Here is a 17094-nt window from a genome sequence, read left to right on the forward strand (position 1 = left end):
GGAAAGTAGCGGTTGTGAATCGGGGCAGGCTTACCGGCGGCCGGTAGCCCCGGCGGCCGGGTCGGGCTCGGTGGAGAAAGGCGAGGCGGGCAGGCCTTCCTGGTTGTAAAGGTTGGCTCCTTCGGGGTTGTCGGCCCAGGCGTAGCGCACCACGGCGGGCACGGGCACCTTATCACTCCAGACCACCACTTTCTTGCCCTCAATCCGGGCCTCGGCCCACACGAATTTCTTATCGGGGCCGGCCACGGCGAAGCCCTTGAGCGGGCCGCCGCCCTTAGCTACCAAGCCGCCCCCGATACTGCCGAAGCTGAGCGTGGCTTTGTGGCCAGCCACCTGCATTTCCTGGTACAGCGGACCCGAGGAAACCACTTTGGCATCACCGTAGGCTACTTTCTGGGCGGCCAGGGCTAGGCGGTGGCCGGGCGTCTGTTTATTCAGGGGGTGAATGTCGTTCCACTCGCCGGCGTCGGTAATTACGGCCATGCCGGTGTGGGGCACAGCCAAAGTGCGGCGCTGGGCGTCGCGCACGGCGGCCCAGCCACTCTCGCCGGGCTCCGGCTTTGTGGCCATGAAGTTGGCCAGCTGCACATACAGGAAGGGCAGCTTGGGTTGCTGGAAGTGAATGCGCCAATCGGCAATCAGGCTGGTCATGAGGGCCTGGTAGTCCTGGGGGCGGCCGGTGTTGCTTTCGCCCTGGTACCAGAGCACGCCCTTGATGGCGTAAGGCAGCACGGGCGCAATCATGCCGTTGAACAGGCCGCCGGGCTGGTACTGAAAGGTGGTGGTGCCGGGCGTGGGCGGCATGGTAGCGCCCAGCTTGTACTGCCAAGGCCCGCGCAAATCCAGGGTCTGGCCGCCGGCCGTGAGCTGGTAGTTCTTATCCAGCGTAAAGCCGCCGCGCCCGCCGTTGCTGATCAGGCGCACCGTAATGACGTTCTTGCCCGCCTTCAGCACGCCCGGTTTCACCTCGTACTTGCGGGGCGGATACTGATAGCCGGTAGTGCCCACCAACTGCCCGTTGATGTAGGTAGAGTCGGCATCCACCAACGTGCCCAGCTCCAGCCGGGCCGGTTGCCCCACCATAGCGGCCGGCACCTCCACTTCCTTGCGGAACCACACCACGCCGTTCACGGGGCCGAGGGGCGTCTGGCCGGCCCAGTAGCCGGGCACGTTCATGGTGGCCCAGACACTGGCGTCGTAGCCGGGGGCCGACCATTTTTGCTGGCCCCGGGCTTCGCCCTGGTCGGTTTGGTAGAGCTGCTTGTACCAGTTGGCTACGGCGGCACTTTCGCGCTGCTTGGTGCTGGCCACCAGCAGGCTGTCCTTGTATTTCGCGCCCTGCTGCTCGTAAGTGGGGAACTGGCGCAAGGCTTCCGCGCTCAGCCAGGCTTCGGCCGGAGAGCCGCCCACGGCGTCCTTGATCAGACCCACCGGCACTTGGTATTTGGCGTTGATTTCCTTGGCGAAGAAGTAGCCCACCCCCGAGAACTGCAGCACTGTTTGCGGGTCGGCGGCAATCCACTTGCCGCCCGTTACGTCGGCGCGGGGCTTCTGGAAGGCGTAGCTCATGGGCACCTCAAACTGCCGAATACGGGGGTTGGCAGCCTGGGCAATAACGGCCGGGTATTTGTCGCGCAGGCGGCTCATGGGCGTTTCCATGTTCGACTGGCCCGAGAGCAGCCACACGTCCCCCACCAGAATATCGGTCAGCTCCAGCTGGTTACTGGCCTTGATGCTCATAGTATGGGGGCCGCCGGCTTTCAGCGCGGGCAATTGCACCTGCCACTGGCCATTGGGGCCGGTGGTGGTGCGGTATGTCTTACCCCTGAAGCTTACCGTAACGGCTTCGGCCGGCTTGGCCCAGCCCCACACGCGCACCTCGGCGTCGCGCTGGAGCACCATGCCGCTGCTTACCAGGCGCGGCAGGCGCACCTGGGCCGTGGCACCATTGACGGCAGCCAGCAGGCCGGTCGTCAGCAGCGCGGAACGGAACAATGTGGTAAGCGGGAACGGGTGGTGCATTGGAGGGTAGGAATCAGGTAAGACGAAGGAACACCGCAGAACGGCCTGGGGGCCTCTCTCCCGAGCGGAAAGAGGCCCCGTCCGAGCCGGATCTAGTAGCCGGTGTTCTGGGTGATTTTGCCGCTGGTGCGGTCAATTTCCTGCTGTGGAATGGGCCGCAGCACGTGGAAAGACTGGATGTTACGGGCCGCGTTGGAGCCGTATTGGTCGGTGCCGCCGGGAATGGGCGAGGGTTTAGAGCCCACATAAGCCGGCACGTAAAGCTTTACGCGCTCCACCAGCTTGCCGGTGCGTACTAGGTCATACCAGCGCGTAAACTCGCCGCACAGCTCGCGGGTGCGCTCTTCCAAAATGAAGTCGATGTTCAGCTGCGCGGCCGTAATTTCCATCTGGGCGGTGCGGCCTGATGCTGCGGCCCGGCGGCGAATGATGTTGAGCTGGTTAACAGCCTCGGTAGTGCGGCCCAGGTACATATTGGCCTCGGCCGCAATGAGGTAGGTTTCCGACAGGCGGTAGAAAATCAGCGGTCGGTCGGAGCTGTTGTTGAGGGCTGGGCGGGTGGCGTCGTCGTACTTGTTGATGTAGGGCGAGAAGTTGGTGGTGTAGGTACTGGGCGTGCCCACCACGTAGCGGCCATTGGGGCGGGTATTGATGCGCGCCTGCTCAGCGGCCGTCAGCTCGCGGCCGGCGTACCAGGCGGCGGTGTCGCCCACCACGGCGCGGGGGTTGAAAGCCGTGCCGCCGTTGCCACCGGGCGAGTTTACCAGCCACAGTGTGGAAAACCACTTGGCGTAGCGGGTATCAGTAGTGCGCCACTGACGCGGGTTAGTTTCCGAGGCCAGCTTGTAAGAGTCGAGCAGGTAGGGCGTGGAGCCCAGACGGCCGAAGGGGCGGCCGTACTGGATGCTGCGGGTCATGTTCGGCAGCAGGTCGTAGCGGACGCGGAACAGGAAGTTGGTCTGGTTCTGGCCGGCCCCACCAGCCCCGTTGTCGGAAATGCCCGTGAACACGGGGTCGGCGTTGAACTGCACGTTCATCAGCACTTCCTTGCCGTTTTCATTGCCTTCGGCGAATACCTGGGCCGGGTCGGCTTCCAAACCTTTGCCGTACTTGGAGGCATCCCTAATCAGCTCCTCGGCAAACTGGGCGGCCTTGGCGTAGTCGTCGGCGGCGCGGGCCGTGGAGGTGGCGCGGGTCAGGTGCACTTTGGCCAGCAGGTGCAGGGCCGTGGCGCGCGTCACGCGGCCGGGCTGGGCCGCCGTATTGGCAATGCCGGTAGTGGGGTTCAGGGCGTCGTTCAGGTCCGTAATAATGGCGCTGTACACCTCAGCCAGCGGGGCCCGCGCAATGTCCTTGGTGGGCGTATCTACAAACTTGAGCATCAGCGGCACATCACCGAACGACTGCACCAGGTAGAAGTAGTTCCAAGCGCGCAGCACCTTGGTTTCGGCCACAATCTGGTTCACGGCGGCGGGAGCTAATCCCTGCACCGTGCCGGCGTACTGCAACACGCCATTGGCCGTGTTGATGTTGCCATAGAAGGCGTTCCAGAGGTTGGTAGCCGTGCCGTTGGTGGAGCTCATCTCGCCCGCGTTGTAGTCCTCAAAGCCGTTGGAGGCCCCGAAGCCGCGCATGAACTCATCGGTACCCTGCGACATGAAGTTCGAGCCGCCCTGGTCGGCGGTGATGTTGCGCAGACCCGAGTACACGCCCACCAGGCCGGCCTGAATGCCGTCGGGGGTACCAAAGAAGCTGGGCACCAGTACCGAGCGGGGCTCTTCCACCAGGGTGTCCTTATCGCAACCGGTAGCCGCCAGGAGCAACGCCAGGGCCGTGCCGGTAAATAGTATCTTTTTCATAGGAAAAGAGGCGCCGGAGCGCCGGAAAAGTTGAGGGAAGAAATTAGAAGCCCACGTTGACGCCCACGACGAAGGCGCGGGTGGTGGGGTAGTTCACGCCCCGGCCGGCCAGGCCGTTGTTCACACCGCTGTTCAGGTCGCCTTCGGCGAAGGCAATGCCGTTGTTGACGGAGGTGCTGCCGCTGAAGCGCGTGGAGTACGACAGGGCGTCGGGGTCGATGGCCTTGTTATTTTTGAAATACTCTTCCGGCGACCAGATCAGCGGGTTCTGCACCTGCACGTAAATGCGGGCCGTGCTCATCTTGGCCCGGCTCACGAGGCCTTTCGGCAGGGTGTAGCCCAGGTCGATACTGCGCACCTTGATGAAGGTGCCGCTCAGGTAGGCCAACGACTGCGCGTTGGGCACAAAATCACCAAAGTAGCTCTGGTTGGGCTGCGGGTAGCGGTTGGTGGGCGTAGCGGGCGTCCAGTACGGCAGGTTCACTTGGTTGCGGCGGCCGCTGTAGGTAGTGAAGTAGCCAGGCGAGTAGAGCACGGGGTCGATGATGGTGGCGCCCACCCGGGTCAGAGCCACGGCGTTCAGGTCGAAGCCCTTGAAGCGGAAGCGCTGCGTGGTACCGGCCTCAAACTTAGGCTGGCGCGAACCAATGATCTGCCGGTCGCCGGCGTCTACCAGGCCGTTGCCGTTCAGGTCCTGAATCTTTACCTGCCCGACTTTGGTACCGGCTTTGGTAGCGCCAGCAGCCTCATCGGCTTGCCAGATGCCGTCGTACTTATAGTCGTAAAATACGTAGAGGGGCTGGCCGATAAAGCGCTGGTTGCTGATGTCGCTGCGCTGGTTGCCATTTTCATCCTTGCCCAGCCCCAGGTCCAGCACCTCCTCGCGGTTGCGGGTAAAGTTCCAGTCCGACGACCACTCGAAGCCGCTTGCCGTGCGCACGTTCACCGTGGTCAGGCTTATTTCCAGGCCGCGGTTCTGGGTTTTGCCAATGTTGCGCGTGAACGAGCCGTAGCCGCTGGACGTGGGCAGCGCGTCGGGCAGCAGCAGGTCGTTGGTGCGCTGCTGGTACACCTCCACCGAGCCGCTCACGCGGTTGTCGAAGAATCCGAAATCGAGGCCGAAGTTGGTGGTGCCGGTGTATTCCCAGCCCAGATTGGGGTTCGGGATGCTGGCCGGGCGCACACCTGCCACGCCGGTAGCACCAAAGTTATAGTAGCCGTTGCCTAGGCCGGTGCCTAGGGAGCCCAGCGTCTGGTAGGGGTTCACGGCGGTGCTGCCGGTGCGGCCATAGCTGGCGCGCAACTTCAGGCCGCTGATCCAGCTCTGGCTTTGCATAAACGACTCATTGGCCAAGTTCCAGGCCACGGCCGCCGAGGGGAAAGCCCGGTAAATGTTGCTCGACAGGCGCGAGGAGCCATCCACGCGCACCGTAGCCGTGATGGAGTAGCGGTTGTCGTAGGCGTAGTTCAGGCGGCCCATGTAGGAAATAATATCCCAACGGCCCTCGAAGCTGGTGGCCGAGGTGGGGGTGCCAGTGCCCAGGTTGGAGGCCAGCTGGTAGTTGGCCAGCAGGTTCTGCGCACCAGTGCCGAAGCCGTCGTTGCGGAAGCCCTGCCAGCTGTAGAGGCCGGTAAAGTTCACGTCGTGCTTTTCGGCAAACGTGCGGTTGTAGAGCAGCAGGTTTTCGGCCAGCAGGTTGAAGGCAGTATTGGTGGAGCGCCCCGCCGCGCTTTGCTGGTTGCCACGGATGGTAGTACCATTGGCACCGAAATTCTCGTTGAACTCGGCGCGGGCATCCAGCCCCAGATTGAAGCGGTAGTCCAGGCCCTTGAGCAGGTTCACCTGCGCATACAGGCTGTTGAACGTGCGGATGCGCCGGCGCTGGTCCAGGCGGCCGTTGGGGATGTAGTTGGTCAGTGGGTTGGCGTAGGCGGTTTCACCATCCACCGGGTACAGCTTGGGCGTACCGTCGGCGTTGTAGGGCGTAGCCAGCGGACTGGAGGTCAATATGTTGTACATATTGTTCAGGCCCGGGTCTTTCTGCTGGGTGAAGGTATTGAGCGTGTTCAGGCCCACTTTCACCCGCTTGCCCACCTGCTGGTCGAGGGTGCCGCGCAAGGAGTAGCGCTTAATGCCTTGCACCGGCACAATGGCGGTTTCATCGTAGTAGCCCAGCGAGGCCGAGTACTGGGTTTGCTCGGTACCGCCGCTCAGGCCCAGCGCGTGGTTCTGGATGCGGCCGTTTTGGTACAGCAGGTCCTGATAATCGAAGTCGCGGCCGGCGGCGAGGTTGGCCTTTTCGTCGTCGGTGAGGAAGCCGGCGGCCGTATTCGGGTCCAGGCCGGCGGCCCGGTAGGCCTCCGAGCGGAAGTTGAAGTACTCCTGGCCGTTCTGCAGGTCGTACTGGCCGTATGCTTTCTTCACACCGTAATAGGCGCTGTACGTGGCGCGGGGGGCACCGGCCTTACCGCGCTTGGTGGTGATAAGGATAACGCCGTTGGCGCCACGCGCCCCGTAAATGGCCGTTGAGGAAGCATCTTTCAGCACTTCCAGCGAAGTGATATCGTCGGGGTTCAGGTCATTCAGGCTGCCGTCGAAGGGCACACCATCCACTACCAGCAGCGGGTCGTTGGAGCCGGCGAAGGAGCGGTTGCCCCGGATGCGAATAACCGGGGCCTGCCCAGGCGTGGTGTTGGCGCTGCTGATGTTCACGCCCGCCGCGCGGCCCTGCAGGGCCTGCCCGATGTTGGCCACCGGCACGTCGCGCAGGGCCTGCTCATTCACCGAGGAAATGGCCCCGGTTACCTGGCTTTTCTTCTGCACCCCGTACCCCACCACCTGCACCTCGTTCAGGGCGGTAGTGTTGGTGCTCAGACGCGCGTTGAGGGTGCTGCCCGTCACCGTCAGCTCCTGGCTGTTAAAGCCAATGGCGCTAATTACCAGCACGCTGCCCTGGGGGGCGGTCAGCGTAAAGCTGCCGTCAGCCCCCGTCGAAACGCCATTGGTAGTGCCCTTCTGCACAATCGTCACGCCCGGCAGTCCTTCCCCGGATTCCTGACTGGTAATTTTACCGGAAACGGTTTGCCCCGTTTGGGCAAATGCACTGCCCGCCGGCAGCACCGACGTGGCAAGGGGAAATCCTACGGCCGCAAGCAGCGGCCAGCTCAGGCCCAGGGCCGTTTTGCGTAGTGGTGTGTACATGGACTGTGGGAATTAAACTGTGGGAAGTATGCAGGTAGCCCGGTTAGAGCGGGCACTAAAAACCAATGGAGTTGCCGCCATCCACGGGCAGGGAGGCCCCGGTGATATAACGGGCGGCCTCGGAGGCCAGGAACACGGCGGCGTGGCCAATGTCCTGGGGCTGGCCGAACCGGCCCATGGGCGTGCGGCGCATGGCCCGGTCGCGGCGCTCGGGGTCGGAGTTCATGGCGGTGCGGCTCATCTCCGTTTCAATGAAGCCGGGAGCAATGGCGTTGATGCGCACGTTGTCCTTGGAAAACTCCGAGGCCAGCACCTTCACCATCCCCTCCACCGCCGACTTGGACGCGGCGTAGGCCACCACCCGATCAATGCCATAATAGGCGGCCATGGAGGAAATCATCAGAATCACGCCGCTTTTGCGGGCCACCATGCGCCGGGCGCAGGCGCGGGTGAGGGCGAATACGGCGTTCAGGTTGGTGTGCAGGATGCGACTGAAATCCTCATCCGTCACTTCCAGCGCCGGTTTCTTCATATTGATACCGGCGTTGTTCACCAGAATATCCAGCGGCCCAAAGGTGGTTTCGATGTGGGCTACCAACTCCTCCAGCCCGGCCAGGTCGCCCACGTCGTTGGTGAGGTAGTGCACCGAGTTACCGAGGTCGGCCACGGCCTCCTGCAGCACGGCCTCGCGGCGGCCGGTGATGACCACCGCAGCGCCGGCCACGCTCAGGCAGCGGGCAATTTCGAGGCCGATGCCGGTGCCGCCGCCCGTTACCAGGGCCAGCTTGCCGGCCAGGGAAAACGGGTTGGCCGAAGCCGGAGCAGTCTGCGGGTGAGCAGCGGGAAGAAGCGAATCAGGAGAAGCCATGCGGAAAGCGGAAAAGCGGCAGAGGATTAGCGGAGCTGGTAGATATCCACCAGAGTTTTGATTTCGGGGAGGGTGCGGGTGGGCGGGGCCAGCCCGGGCGGCAACGGACGCCGGGCAAACGTCTGGAAGTAGAGCACGCAGGCGTCGCGCCACCACAGGGCCTCGTGGTGCTGAATGCGCAGGCGGGCGGCCACGTCGGCGTGCAAAGCGGGGTCGAGGGCCGGCTTGGCCTGCTCCCACTGCTGCTGCATCCACTGCACCGAGTCGGTGCCGGTATAGTAGCGGGTAGTCAACTCATCCCAGAGGGTGCGGCCGGTGCTCAGCTGCTGCCCCCAGCCCACATGATGAAACCAGAGCAGATAATCGGGCGGGCAGGTGGCGGGGTTGGCCCAGCGCTGCCGCGCGCCGGGCGCGTACAGCGCCAGGGCATCGGAGCCGGCGGCAGTGCGGTCGAAACCCAGACCAGCGGCATCGGCCTTGTGGTAGTACACGGCCGTCCAGTCGGGGCGGGCGCTACGGGCAAGCCAGGGCTCCGGTCCGTAGTGAATATCCTGGCCCATGATGTGGTGCAAACCCAGCGGCGTGGTATAGCGCACGTAAATGCTGCGCGACTGATTAAGCACCGGCAGCACGGCGGCCAGCGCAACGGGCTCCCGGGTGAGGGTCATGCGCGCCCACTCCTGGGCAATATCCTCGGAGCGCAGGGTGTGGTCCCAGGCCAGCCGCCCGAAGGCGTACCAGTTGGCCTGCCCTACGAGGTGGCCGGTCCAGTTGCGGTCGGAGCCGATGTTGGCCACGCCCGCAATGCCGCTGATGCTATGTTTTTCGAGGGAGCCATCCACCACTTTCGCCACCGTAGAGCCGGGGCCCTGGCTGTGCGTATCGGCTTCCAGACACTCCTTAATAAGCGGCCCCAGGTACACGAGGTGAGTGGCGAAGCCCAGGTACTCCTGGGTGAGCTGCACTTCCAGCACCAGCGGGGTGCGCGGCATGGCTCCGAACAGCGGGTGAAATGGCTCCCGGGCCTGGAAGTCAATCGGACCGTTTTTTACCTGCACCAGCACCTTGTCGGCAAACTTGCCATCCAGCGGCTGGAACTCCTCGTAGGCCTGCCGAAACCGGTCACCGCTGCCGGCTTTGTACACGAAGGCGCGCCACATCACAATGCCGTCGTGCTCACCCAAAGCCCGGGCTAGCATGTTGGCCCCGTCGGCGTGGTTGCGGCCGTAGTCCTGGGGGCCGGGCTCACCCTCGGAGTTAGCCTTCACCAGAAAGCCGCCGAAGTCGGGAATAGCCTTATAGATTTCGTCGGTGCGGGCTTTCCACCAGGCTTGCACCTGCGGGTCGAGCGGGTCGGAGGTTTTCAGGCCTCCGATTACCTTGGGCGCGGCCCACAGCACCGAGAGGTACACCCGCTGGCCGTACGGCCGTAGCACACCGGCTACGGCCGCTACTTTGCGCAGGTACTCGGGCGTGAGGTAGCGGGCCGAGGCATTCACGTTATTCAGCACCACGCCATTGAGGCCGATGGAGGCGTTAGCGCGGGCGTAATCCTTGTAACGGGGGTCAATACGCTCGGGCAGCTCCAGCCACTTCCAGATACTAGAACCGGCGTAGCCCCTTTCCACGGTGCCATTGGGGTTGTCCCAGTGGTTGAGCATGCGGTACTGAATGCGGGGCTGGCTGCTAAGGTTGAGCTGACCGGGCAGCTGGCCGGTTTGCACCTGCCGCAGCAGGGTAAAGCAGCCGTAGAGTACGCCTACCTCAGTAGCAGCGGTAATTTCCAGCCCACCGTTCTGGCTGCTGATGCGGTAGCCTTCCCGGCCCAGCTCGGGCACGGCGGCCACCCGCAGACGAATGGAACCCTTGCCGCCCGGTGCCGCCCCTAACGGCACCGGGCGTCCCAGCAAACCCTGCAGCCCGAGTTGCAGCTCCTGGGCGGCGGTTTGCAGGGTGGGTCCCCCATTTTTATCAACGTTGATACTCTTAGCCCGCGTCAGCCACGCCTTGCGCAGTCCTGCTTCCGGCAGCTGGTCGTACTTCAGCCACAGGCGGTAGCCATCATCGGCCCGCGCCGCGGTTTGGAAACCGATAACCAACAGGAGCAGAAGAAAAGACCGAAGCAGCATGGGTGGAAGAGGCAGAAAGCGGAGCGGTTAAACGAAGCGAGTGGCGGTCATATCCCGGTAGTCGGCGGCCACGGGCGGCGTTTCGGCCAGAGCCCGGCGGATGCCCAGCTCTAGGCCCCGCAGCTCGGCCAGCCCCCGCAGCCGCCCGATGGCAGAGTAGCCGGGGTAGGTGCGCTTTTCCAGGTCGTCGAGCATCTGGTGGCCGTGGTCGGGGCGCATAGGCAGGTTGGCATTGCCCGCGCCACTGGCGGCGCGGCGCAGCTCTTCCTGCACCAGGGCCTGCACCACGGCGTACATGTCCACGTCGCCGGTCAGGTGGTCGGCCTCGTGGAAGTTGCGCGGGTTTTCCTCGCGCTTGGTGGCCCGCAGATGCACAAAGTGGATGCGGTGGCCCAGCCGCCGCACAATGCCGGCCAGGTCGTTATCGGGGCGCACGCCTAGGGAGCCGGTACAGTACGTGAGGCCGTTGGCGGGCGAGTCGTAGGCCTGCAGCAACCCCAACAGGTCGGCCTCGGTGCTCACAATGCGGGGCAGGCCCAGCAGCGGAAACGGCGGGTCGTCGGGGTGAATACACAGGTTAACGCCCACTTCCTCGGCTACCGGCCCCACCTCCCGCAGGAAGTGGTAAAGGTTCTCGCGCAGCGCGGCGGCATTCACGGTGGCGTACTCGTCCAGCACCCGCTGAAAATCGGCCAGCTTAAAGGTTTCCTCCGAGCCGGGCAGCCCCAACAGCACATTATTGGTGAGGCCGGCCACTTCTTCCGCCGACATAGCCGCAAACTGAGCGCGGGCAGCGGCGGCTACCTCGGCTTCGTAATCGGCCTCCGCGCCGGGGCGGCGCAGGATGCACAAGTCAAATACTGCGAAATCCTGCCACACGAAGCGCAGAGCCTTGGAGCCGTCGGGCATTTGGTAGCTCAGGTTGGTGCGTGACCAGTCCAGTACCGGCATAAAGTTGTAGCACACCGTGCGGATGCCGCAGGCGGCCAAATTGCGCACCGACTCCTTATAGTTGGCAATGTGCTGCGCCCGCTCGGGACGGCCCTTCTTGATGTCCTCGTGCACCGGCAGGCTTTCCACCACGGCCCAGTGCAAAGGCGCGTACTGCGCGTTGTCGGCCTCAATCAGCTGCTGCCGCGCCCGGATTTCCTCCTGGGGCCACACCGCGCCCACGGGCAGCTGGTGCAAGGCCGTAACCACGCCGGCGCAGCCGGCCTGGCGAATGGAGTGAAGCGAAACCGGGTCGTGGGGCCCGAACCAGCGCATGGTGTGCAGCATGGCAAACGCAGGAGTTTGGATTAAAAAAATTCAATTATATAGCCGACACCATCAGGCAGCTCGACGTTTTCGCTGCCTATTGCCTGTTGGCAGTTAGCAAGTACTTACTCCCGAAGATAGCACAACCTCTCCGATAGGTGGAAGCCGAAAAAGGCCTTCAAATCATTGCATTAGAAGAAAAAATACCGGAAACGTTTTCGAAAACGTTTCCGGTAGGTATTGATATTCGGTGCATCAGCAAAATATTTTCCGTAGATTATCCTGTAACACGAAAAACACCCTGGTCTTTGGGTTTTAGCGAGGATGTACTCACCTTTGGAATAATTCAATTCCTGGTTATGATCAAATGCACCAAATGCCACTTGGCCGATTCGGTGATGCGCGCGGGCTTCATTCGGGGGCGGCAGCGCTACCACTGCAAGGCCTGCAACTACCACTTCACCGATGATAAAGGCGTGGTGGTGCCGGAGAAAAAGCGCCGGCAAACTACTATCAGCGACGTGGCCCGGGAGTTGGGCGTGGCCCCCTCCACGGTATCAAGGGCGCTCAACGGCCATTCCGATATCAACATCAACACCCGTCGGGCCATTATGGAAGTGGCGCGGCAGCTTGATTACCAGCCCAACCTGCTGGCCCAGAGCCTAAAAAGCAGCGAGACCAAGACCATTGGGGTGGTAATTCCGGATATTGAGCGGCCGTTTTTTGCTACCGCCGTCAGCGGCATTCAGCAGGTAGTGGGCGAGGCCGGCTACCGCGTGATGATCTGCCAGTCAAAAGAATCCTACGACATCGAAGTCAGCAATGTGCAGGCCCTCATCGGGAGCCGCGTAGATGGGCTGCTGATCTGCCACTCGCGCGAGACGGAGAATTTCGACCACGTAAAACCGGCCGCCACGCGCGGTATTCCCATTGTGCACTTTGATAGGGTATGCAACGAGGTGGATTCGGCTAAGGTAATTCTCGACGACTGGAACGGAGCCTTCAATGTAACTGAACACCTCATTGAGCAGGGTGCGCGCCACATTGCCATTCTGGCCGGCCCCGAGGGATTACTCATCAGCCAGAACCGGCTGGCGGGTTACCGTAGTGCCCTCCTCAAGCATGGCTTGCCCCTACGCAATGAGCTGCGCGCCCACATCAACTTCCGGCCCGAGTCGGCGGTGGAGGCCCTGGATGCCTGGCTGGCCCTGCCCGAGCCGCCCGACGCTATTTTTGCCGTCAATTATACCAATGCCTTCGATTTGCTGGTGGCCCTGAAAGCTCGCCACATCCGGGTGCCCGAGGACGTGGCCGTGGTTGGGTTTGGCGACGAGTTTATGGCCTCCATGATTGAGCCCGGCCTGACCACCGTGAACCTCCACCCCTACCGCATCGGGCAGCAAGCGGCCCGGTTATTCTTGGAGCAGGTGCAGCAGAAAGAAGCTTTCCAGCCCCGCACCTTCGTCATCACCGGTGACCTAGTTATCCGCCAATCCTCTTTAAAGGCCAAAAGCGAGAAGCAGAAATCAGAGTTTTTTAAGCTGGATATTTGATTTTTCGGCAGGCGCAACGGCTTCGGGGACAGCGCGCCCGCTTGGCGGCAAGCCGTCGGTCCGCCTGCCGTAAGCTGATGGTGTTGCGCCATCGTGCGGATGCCCCAAATGACAACCGGCCCGACGGCTTTCAGCCGCCGGACCGGCAGGCCCGCTTCATTAATTGCGCAGAAGGTATAGCCTCTGTACTATGGATTGATGGTTTCAATACGGCCGTCGGGAGTGCGCTTGAGCTCGGTTACCTTCACGTTGCGCAGCCAGGTTTTGCCCGACAGTTGGGTATCGTGGTAGAAGATGTACCACTTACCTCCTACCTCCACAATGGAGTGGTGAGTGGTCCAGCCTTCTACCGGGTTCATGATGACGCCCTGGTAGGTGAAGGGGCCATAGGGCGAAGTGCCGGTGGCGTACACCAGCAGGTGGGTGTCGCCGGTGGAGTAGGAGAAGTAGTACTTCCCGTTGTATTTGTGTAGCCAGCCGCCCTCGAAGAAGCGGTGGGTGTTGTCACCGGAGAGAAAGGGCTTGCCATCCTGCCCCAGAATCTGCACTTCCTTCACGGGCTCCGCTAAGCGTAGCATATCGTCCGTGAGGCGGGCCATCTTAGGCCCCAGGGCCGTTTCCTTAGGCCCGGGCTCCTGCATTTTAGGGTTGCTGGCGTCGTACTGGCCGGTGCGCCACCGTTGCAGCTGCCCGCCCCAGATGCCCCCCATGTACATGTAGGTTTTGCCGTCAGTGTCGGTAAACACGGCCGGGTCGATGCTCAGGCTACCCGCCATGGGTTGGGGCTGGGCCTTGAACGGACCAGTGGGCGACTTGCTGGTGGCTACCCCAATGCGGAACACATCCTGCTTATCCTTGAGCGGGAAATACAGGTAGTACGTACCGTTTTTATAGGCCGCGTCCGGGGCCCAGAGCTGGCGGCCGGCCCAGGGAATATCCTTGGTATCGAGGGCCACGCCGTGGTCGGTTACCTTGCCGCCAATGCTGTCCATCGACAGGATGTGGTAGTCGCGCATGGCGAAATGGTCACCGTTGTCATTCTCCGGCATCTCCGTCTCAATATCATGGGAGGGGTAGATGTAGATTTTGCCGTTGAAGACGTGAGCCGAGGGGTCCGCGGTGTAAATATCCTTGATGAGCGGCTGGGCCAGATACTTGCTACCGGTGGAATCGGCGGCCGGCGCGGCGGTAGTGGTAGCGGCAGTTTCTGTTTCAGCGGTTTTGTTCTGGCAGGCGCTAAACAGGGCCACGGGCAATACGGCCACAGCCAAGGAGGCAGAAACGATGGATTTGTGGAGTAACAAGGGGCGGGAAATTTAAGGGTTAGCAGGCAGCAAGCCGCCCGGAGCGGCGGTGGAACTCAGAAGCAGTACGGATGTATGGTGGGCCTCGCAACCGGTAGCCGGCAGCGGCTTAATGTGCGTACTAAAGTGGCCCTGATGGCACCAAATATATGCTCTCCCGTACCGGCCTGCTAGCACCTACCCAGCCTTCCTCCGAAAATAATCTCTGTAAACGATTGTGGTAGGAGGCTATTCTAACAGCCCCGGCGCTACTCCTGCCCATTTTGCGCCAAGGCCAGAAAACCGCCAACAGCAAAACGACAATTATGGGCTCAGGGGGTAGGCACCAGACACAAAAAAACCACTCAGCGCGTGTGCCAAGTGGTTGATCCTGAAAGTGGCCCCGATGTGATTCGAACACATGACCGGCTGCTTAGAAGGCAGCTGCTCTATCCAGCTGAGCTACGGGGTCAAAAACACAAAAGCCGTCCACCCAAGAGGTGGGCAAACGGCTTCTTGTGCAACGTCGGGGTGGCAGGATTCGAACCTGCGGCCTCCTGCTCCCAAAGCAGGCGCGATACCGGGCTACGCTACACCCCGAAAAAATTTCTGAAGTATGAATGTGGGGCTATGAATAGCTGCTTCACAACTCATCATCTATACTTCAGAACAATACATGCGGAGAGGGGGGGATTCGAACCCCCGGAAAACTTTAGATCTTCGGCAGTTTAGCAAACTACTGGTTTAAGCCACTCACCCACCTCTCCAGGTGGCATACTTTCCGGCTGAAAGGTGTGCAAATATACAAGGAGAATGGAGAAACAAACCTTTTCAGTAAAAAAATATCTCTCATCTTGCCAGCCCAAATCACGCTTGGCAGGTGGTAGTGTGCCTGGGGGCACACTACCACCTGCCCCACGAAAAGCGGGTTGTATTTTGATCATGAAGAAGTTACCCTCGTGTTAAGTTGGGCTTACCAGCCTACCTGGTTTGAGGCCCTGGCAGCGCTACTTTTTTTTCTATTGTACCTCGGCTTCGGTTTGCGCACCCGCCGTTTGGCGGCTCCGCTGGGCCAGACCGGGTGGCCACTGGCCTGGAAGCTGCTGTTGCGGGTGCTGTACGTGGGACTGCTTGGCGTGGCCCTCTGGGGTCCGGCTTACGGCCTTACGCAAACTCCCGTGCGCACCGCCGGGAAGGATGTGTGGCTGCTGGTTGATTTGTCGCGCTCCATGGACGCCCCGGATGTAGCGCCTTCCCGCCTGCAAAAGGTGAAATCAGAACTAGCCACGCTCATTAGCCGGTTTCCGGCCGACCGGCTGGGCCTCATCGTATTTGCCGGAGAGGCTTACGTGCAGTGCCCGCTCACCTACGACCAGGCCGCACTGCAGCTCTTCACCAGTACCCTGCAAACCTCCCTGGTGCCTCCCGGCAGCACCGACCTTGTGCCGCCCCTGGAACTGGCCTTGGCCCGATTGGGCAACGCTACCGATACCAGCACCATTACCCCACCCCGGGCCACGGCCCTGGTGCTGGTAACGGACGGGGAAGATTTTGGCGAGAACCTGGAGCCAACCGTGCGGGTGCTGGCTCGCTCCGGGGCGCGGGTGTTTACGGTGGGTGTGGGCACCGCTGAGGGCAGCCGGATTCCGCAGACGGGGGGGCGCGGGTACGTGCGCGACGCCCGGGGCCGGGAAGCTGTGACCAAGCTGGTAGCGGCTCCTTTGCGTCAGCTGGCCGAACAAACCGGCGGGCAGTATTTTGAGTTATCGGATCAGCGCAACGAGTTTGCCTTATTACTGAATGCGCTGAACCGCGTGGAAGGCCTGATGCAACAGGTGCGGACGGTGTCGGTGGCTGATAACCGCTACCGTTACCCCTTGCTGCTGGCCCTCGTTTTGATTGCCCTGGATATTGTGCTGACCGTAAAAGTGATTCGACCATGAAAAGTGTGGTACTGGCAGGCGTTGTGCTGCTGAGCGCTTTTGGCGGCCTTACGCGCATCTACAACCACAACGCGGCCCTGCAGCGGGGAGCCACGGCTTACGCCCGCCAAGAGTGGAGCGTCGCGGCGGCAGCCTATAAACAAGCCGCCAACACCCTGAAAAACCCAGACGAAGCCGTGTGGCTGAACCTTGCGCACGCAACGCTACGGGCTGGTCGGCCGGCCGAGGCGCGTGGATACTACAGCCGCTTGAGCACTAGCCCAGCGGGCTCCATGCGAAGCGTGGCGTTTCAGCAACTGGCCATTATTGCCGCCCGCAAAGCCGACTATGCCCAAGCTATTGGCCTTTGCCGACAGGCCCTGCTGGCAGACCCAGCCAACGCGGCGGCCCGCTATAACTATGAGCTGCTCCGCACGATGATGGCCCAACCCGCTACCCCGCCGCCACCGGGCACCGATGGCGGGCCCGGCAATCAGCCACAGAACTCATTCGGCCCCGGAGCCAAGGCCGACACCGATAAACCCGGCCAAGTAGATGAAGAGCGCCCGACTTCCACCGCCGCAGCCCAAGCCCGGCCTAGCACCGCCGGACAATCCGACCCGAATCAGCCTTCTAACCAGCCGGGCGCTGCGGCGAGTGGGGGGTTCCGGCCGGGTGCGGGCGCGGAGCGTAACGTGGCTTTGGGCAACTCTCCGGGTAATGTGCGGGGCCTGAGCAGCCAGGAAGCCAACTTCGAAGGATTGGGAAGCAGCAGCCGGCGCGGTGGCACGGAAACCGCCACCAACGCCGAGGCCAACTTACAGACCCAGCAGGCCCGCCTAGAGCAAATGAACCTTAGCCCCGGCCAGGCGCGGCAGTTGCTGGAGGCTCTGCACGCCTCGGAGCAGCAATACATTCAGCAACTGCCCCGTAAAGCCACCAAACCCGCCACCAAAGGCCGGCCAGGCTGGTAAACGGCACCATCAGCCCAAACCTTGC

At 62.2% G+C, this 17094-nt stretch carries 10 protein-coding genes and 3 tRNA genes; 3 read left to right on the forward strand and 10 right to left on the reverse strand.

The genetic code is table 11. The features are described 5' to 3' along the window. Positions 1-30: 30 nt before the first annotated feature. The 6 genes from ROI90_RS01430 to uxuA all read right to left on the reverse strand — a co-directional run bounded on the left by ROI90_RS01430 (position 31) and on the right by uxuA (position 11358). Positions 31-2022 (reverse strand): sialate O-acetylesterase, encoded by a 1992-nt coding sequence (locus ROI90_RS01430; RefSeq protein WP_315996557.1) that lies wholly within the window; start codon positions 2020-2022, stop codon positions 31-33. A 92-nt stretch (positions 2023-2114) separates the two neighbouring features. Continuing rightward, positions 2115-3881 carry a RagB/SusD family nutrient uptake outer membrane protein gene (locus ROI90_RS01435; protein ID WP_315996558.1) on the reverse strand — a complete coding sequence of 589 codons (1767 nt, stop codon included), beginning with the start codon at positions 3879-3881 and terminating at the stop codon, positions 2115-2117. A gap of 43 nt (positions 3882-3924) precedes the next feature. Further along, complete coding sequence (locus tag ROI90_RS01440; RefSeq protein ID WP_315996559.1) at positions 3925-7083, reverse strand: SusC/RagA family TonB-linked outer membrane protein; 3159 nt, start codon at positions 7081-7083, stop codon at positions 3925-3927. Positions 7084-7138: 55 nt separating this feature from the next. Continuing rightward, on the reverse strand, positions 7139-7951 hold the full coding sequence (locus ROI90_RS01445) for an SDR family NAD(P)-dependent oxidoreductase (RefSeq protein WP_315996560.1): 813 nt from the start codon (positions 7949-7951) through the stop codon (positions 7139-7141). Between the two features lie 26 nt (positions 7952-7977). Continuing rightward, the gene (locus ROI90_RS01450) at positions 7978-10080 is read right to left on the reverse strand and encodes an alpha-glucuronidase family glycosyl hydrolase (protein WP_315996561.1); all 2103 of its coding nucleotides are present in this window, start codon (positions 10078-10080) and stop codon (positions 7978-7980) included. Between the two features lie 27 nt (positions 10081-10107). Further along, positions 10108-11358: a mannonate dehydratase gene (uxuA, locus tag ROI90_RS01455; RefSeq protein WP_315996562.1), complete on the reverse strand. Its 1251-nt coding sequence runs from the start codon at positions 11356-11358 to the stop codon at positions 10108-10110. A 338-nt stretch (positions 11359-11696) separates the two neighbouring features. Here uxuA and ROI90_RS01460 point away from each other — a divergent pair, with 338 nt between their 5' ends. Further along, entirely contained in the window at positions 11697-12890 is a 1194-nt protein-coding gene (locus ROI90_RS01460; RefSeq protein WP_315996563.1) for a substrate-binding domain-containing protein, read from the forward strand. Between the two features lie 188 nt (positions 12891-13078). On the opposite strand, the gene ROI90_RS01465 is transcribed toward ROI90_RS01460, so the two are convergent. The 4 genes from ROI90_RS01465 to ROI90_RS01480 form a co-directional block, all read right to left on the reverse strand. Continuing rightward, entirely contained in the window at positions 13079-14194 is a 1116-nt protein-coding gene (locus tag ROI90_RS01465) for a glycoside hydrolase family 43 protein (RefSeq protein ID WP_315996564.1), read from the reverse strand. A gap of 377 nt (positions 14195-14571) precedes the next feature. Continuing rightward, a tRNA-Arg gene (locus ROI90_RS01470) sits at positions 14572-14645 on the reverse strand. A 54-nt stretch (positions 14646-14699) separates the two neighbouring features. Next, a tRNA-Pro gene (locus ROI90_RS01475) sits at positions 14700-14773 on the reverse strand. A gap of 79 nt (positions 14774-14852) precedes the next feature. Beyond that, positions 14853-14940, reverse strand: a tRNA-Ser gene (locus ROI90_RS01480). Between the two features lie 273 nt (positions 14941-15213). Between ROI90_RS01480 and ROI90_RS01485 the strand changes: the two genes are divergently transcribed. Continuing rightward, complete coding sequence (locus ROI90_RS01485; protein WP_315996565.1) at positions 15214-16116, forward strand: VWA domain-containing protein; 903 nt, start codon at positions 15214-15216, stop codon at positions 16114-16116. Next, on the forward strand, positions 16113-17069 hold the full coding sequence (locus tag ROI90_RS01490; protein ID WP_315996566.1) for a hypothetical protein: 957 nt from the start codon (positions 16113-16115) through the stop codon (positions 17067-17069). The genes ROI90_RS01485 and ROI90_RS01490 overlap by 4 nt, the downstream gene beginning before the upstream one ends. Positions 17070-17094: the final 25 nt, after the last annotated feature.

The sequence above is a fragment of the Hymenobacter endophyticus genome (assembly GCF_032464715.1).
In the GTDB taxonomy this organism is placed as follows: domain Bacteria; phylum Bacteroidota; class Bacteroidia; order Cytophagales; family Hymenobacteraceae; genus Hymenobacter; species Hymenobacter endophyticus.

Coding starts and splice junctions, on each gene's coding strand:
- ROI90_RS01440 (WP_315996559.1), bottom strand. CDS start 7,083: ATGTACACACCACTACGCAAAACGGCCCTGGGCCTGAGCTGGCCGCTG.
- uxuA (WP_315996562.1), bottom strand. CDS start 11,358: ATGCTGCACACCATGCGCTGGTTCGGGCCCCACGACCCGGTTTCGCTT.
- ROI90_RS01435 (WP_315996558.1), bottom strand. CDS start 3,881: ATGAAAAAGATACTATTTACCGGCACGGCCCTGGCGTTGCTCCTGGCG.
- ROI90_RS01490 (WP_315996566.1), top strand. CDS start 16,113: ATGAAAAGTGTGGTACTGGCAGGCGTTGTGCTGCTGAGCGCTTTTGGC.
- ROI90_RS01450 (WP_315996561.1), bottom strand. CDS start 10,080: ATGCTGCTTCGGTCTTTTCTTCTGCTCCTGTTGGTTATCGGTTTCCAA.
- ROI90_RS01445 (WP_315996560.1), bottom strand. CDS start 7,951: ATGGCTTCTCCTGATTCGCTTCTTCCCGCTGCTCACCCGCAGACTGCT.
- ROI90_RS01460 (WP_315996563.1), top strand. CDS start 11,697: ATGATCAAATGCACCAAATGCCACTTGGCCGATTCGGTGATGCGCGCG.
- ROI90_RS01430 (WP_315996557.1), bottom strand. CDS start 2,022: ATGCACCACCCGTTCCCGCTTACCACATTGTTCCGTTCCGCGCTGCTG.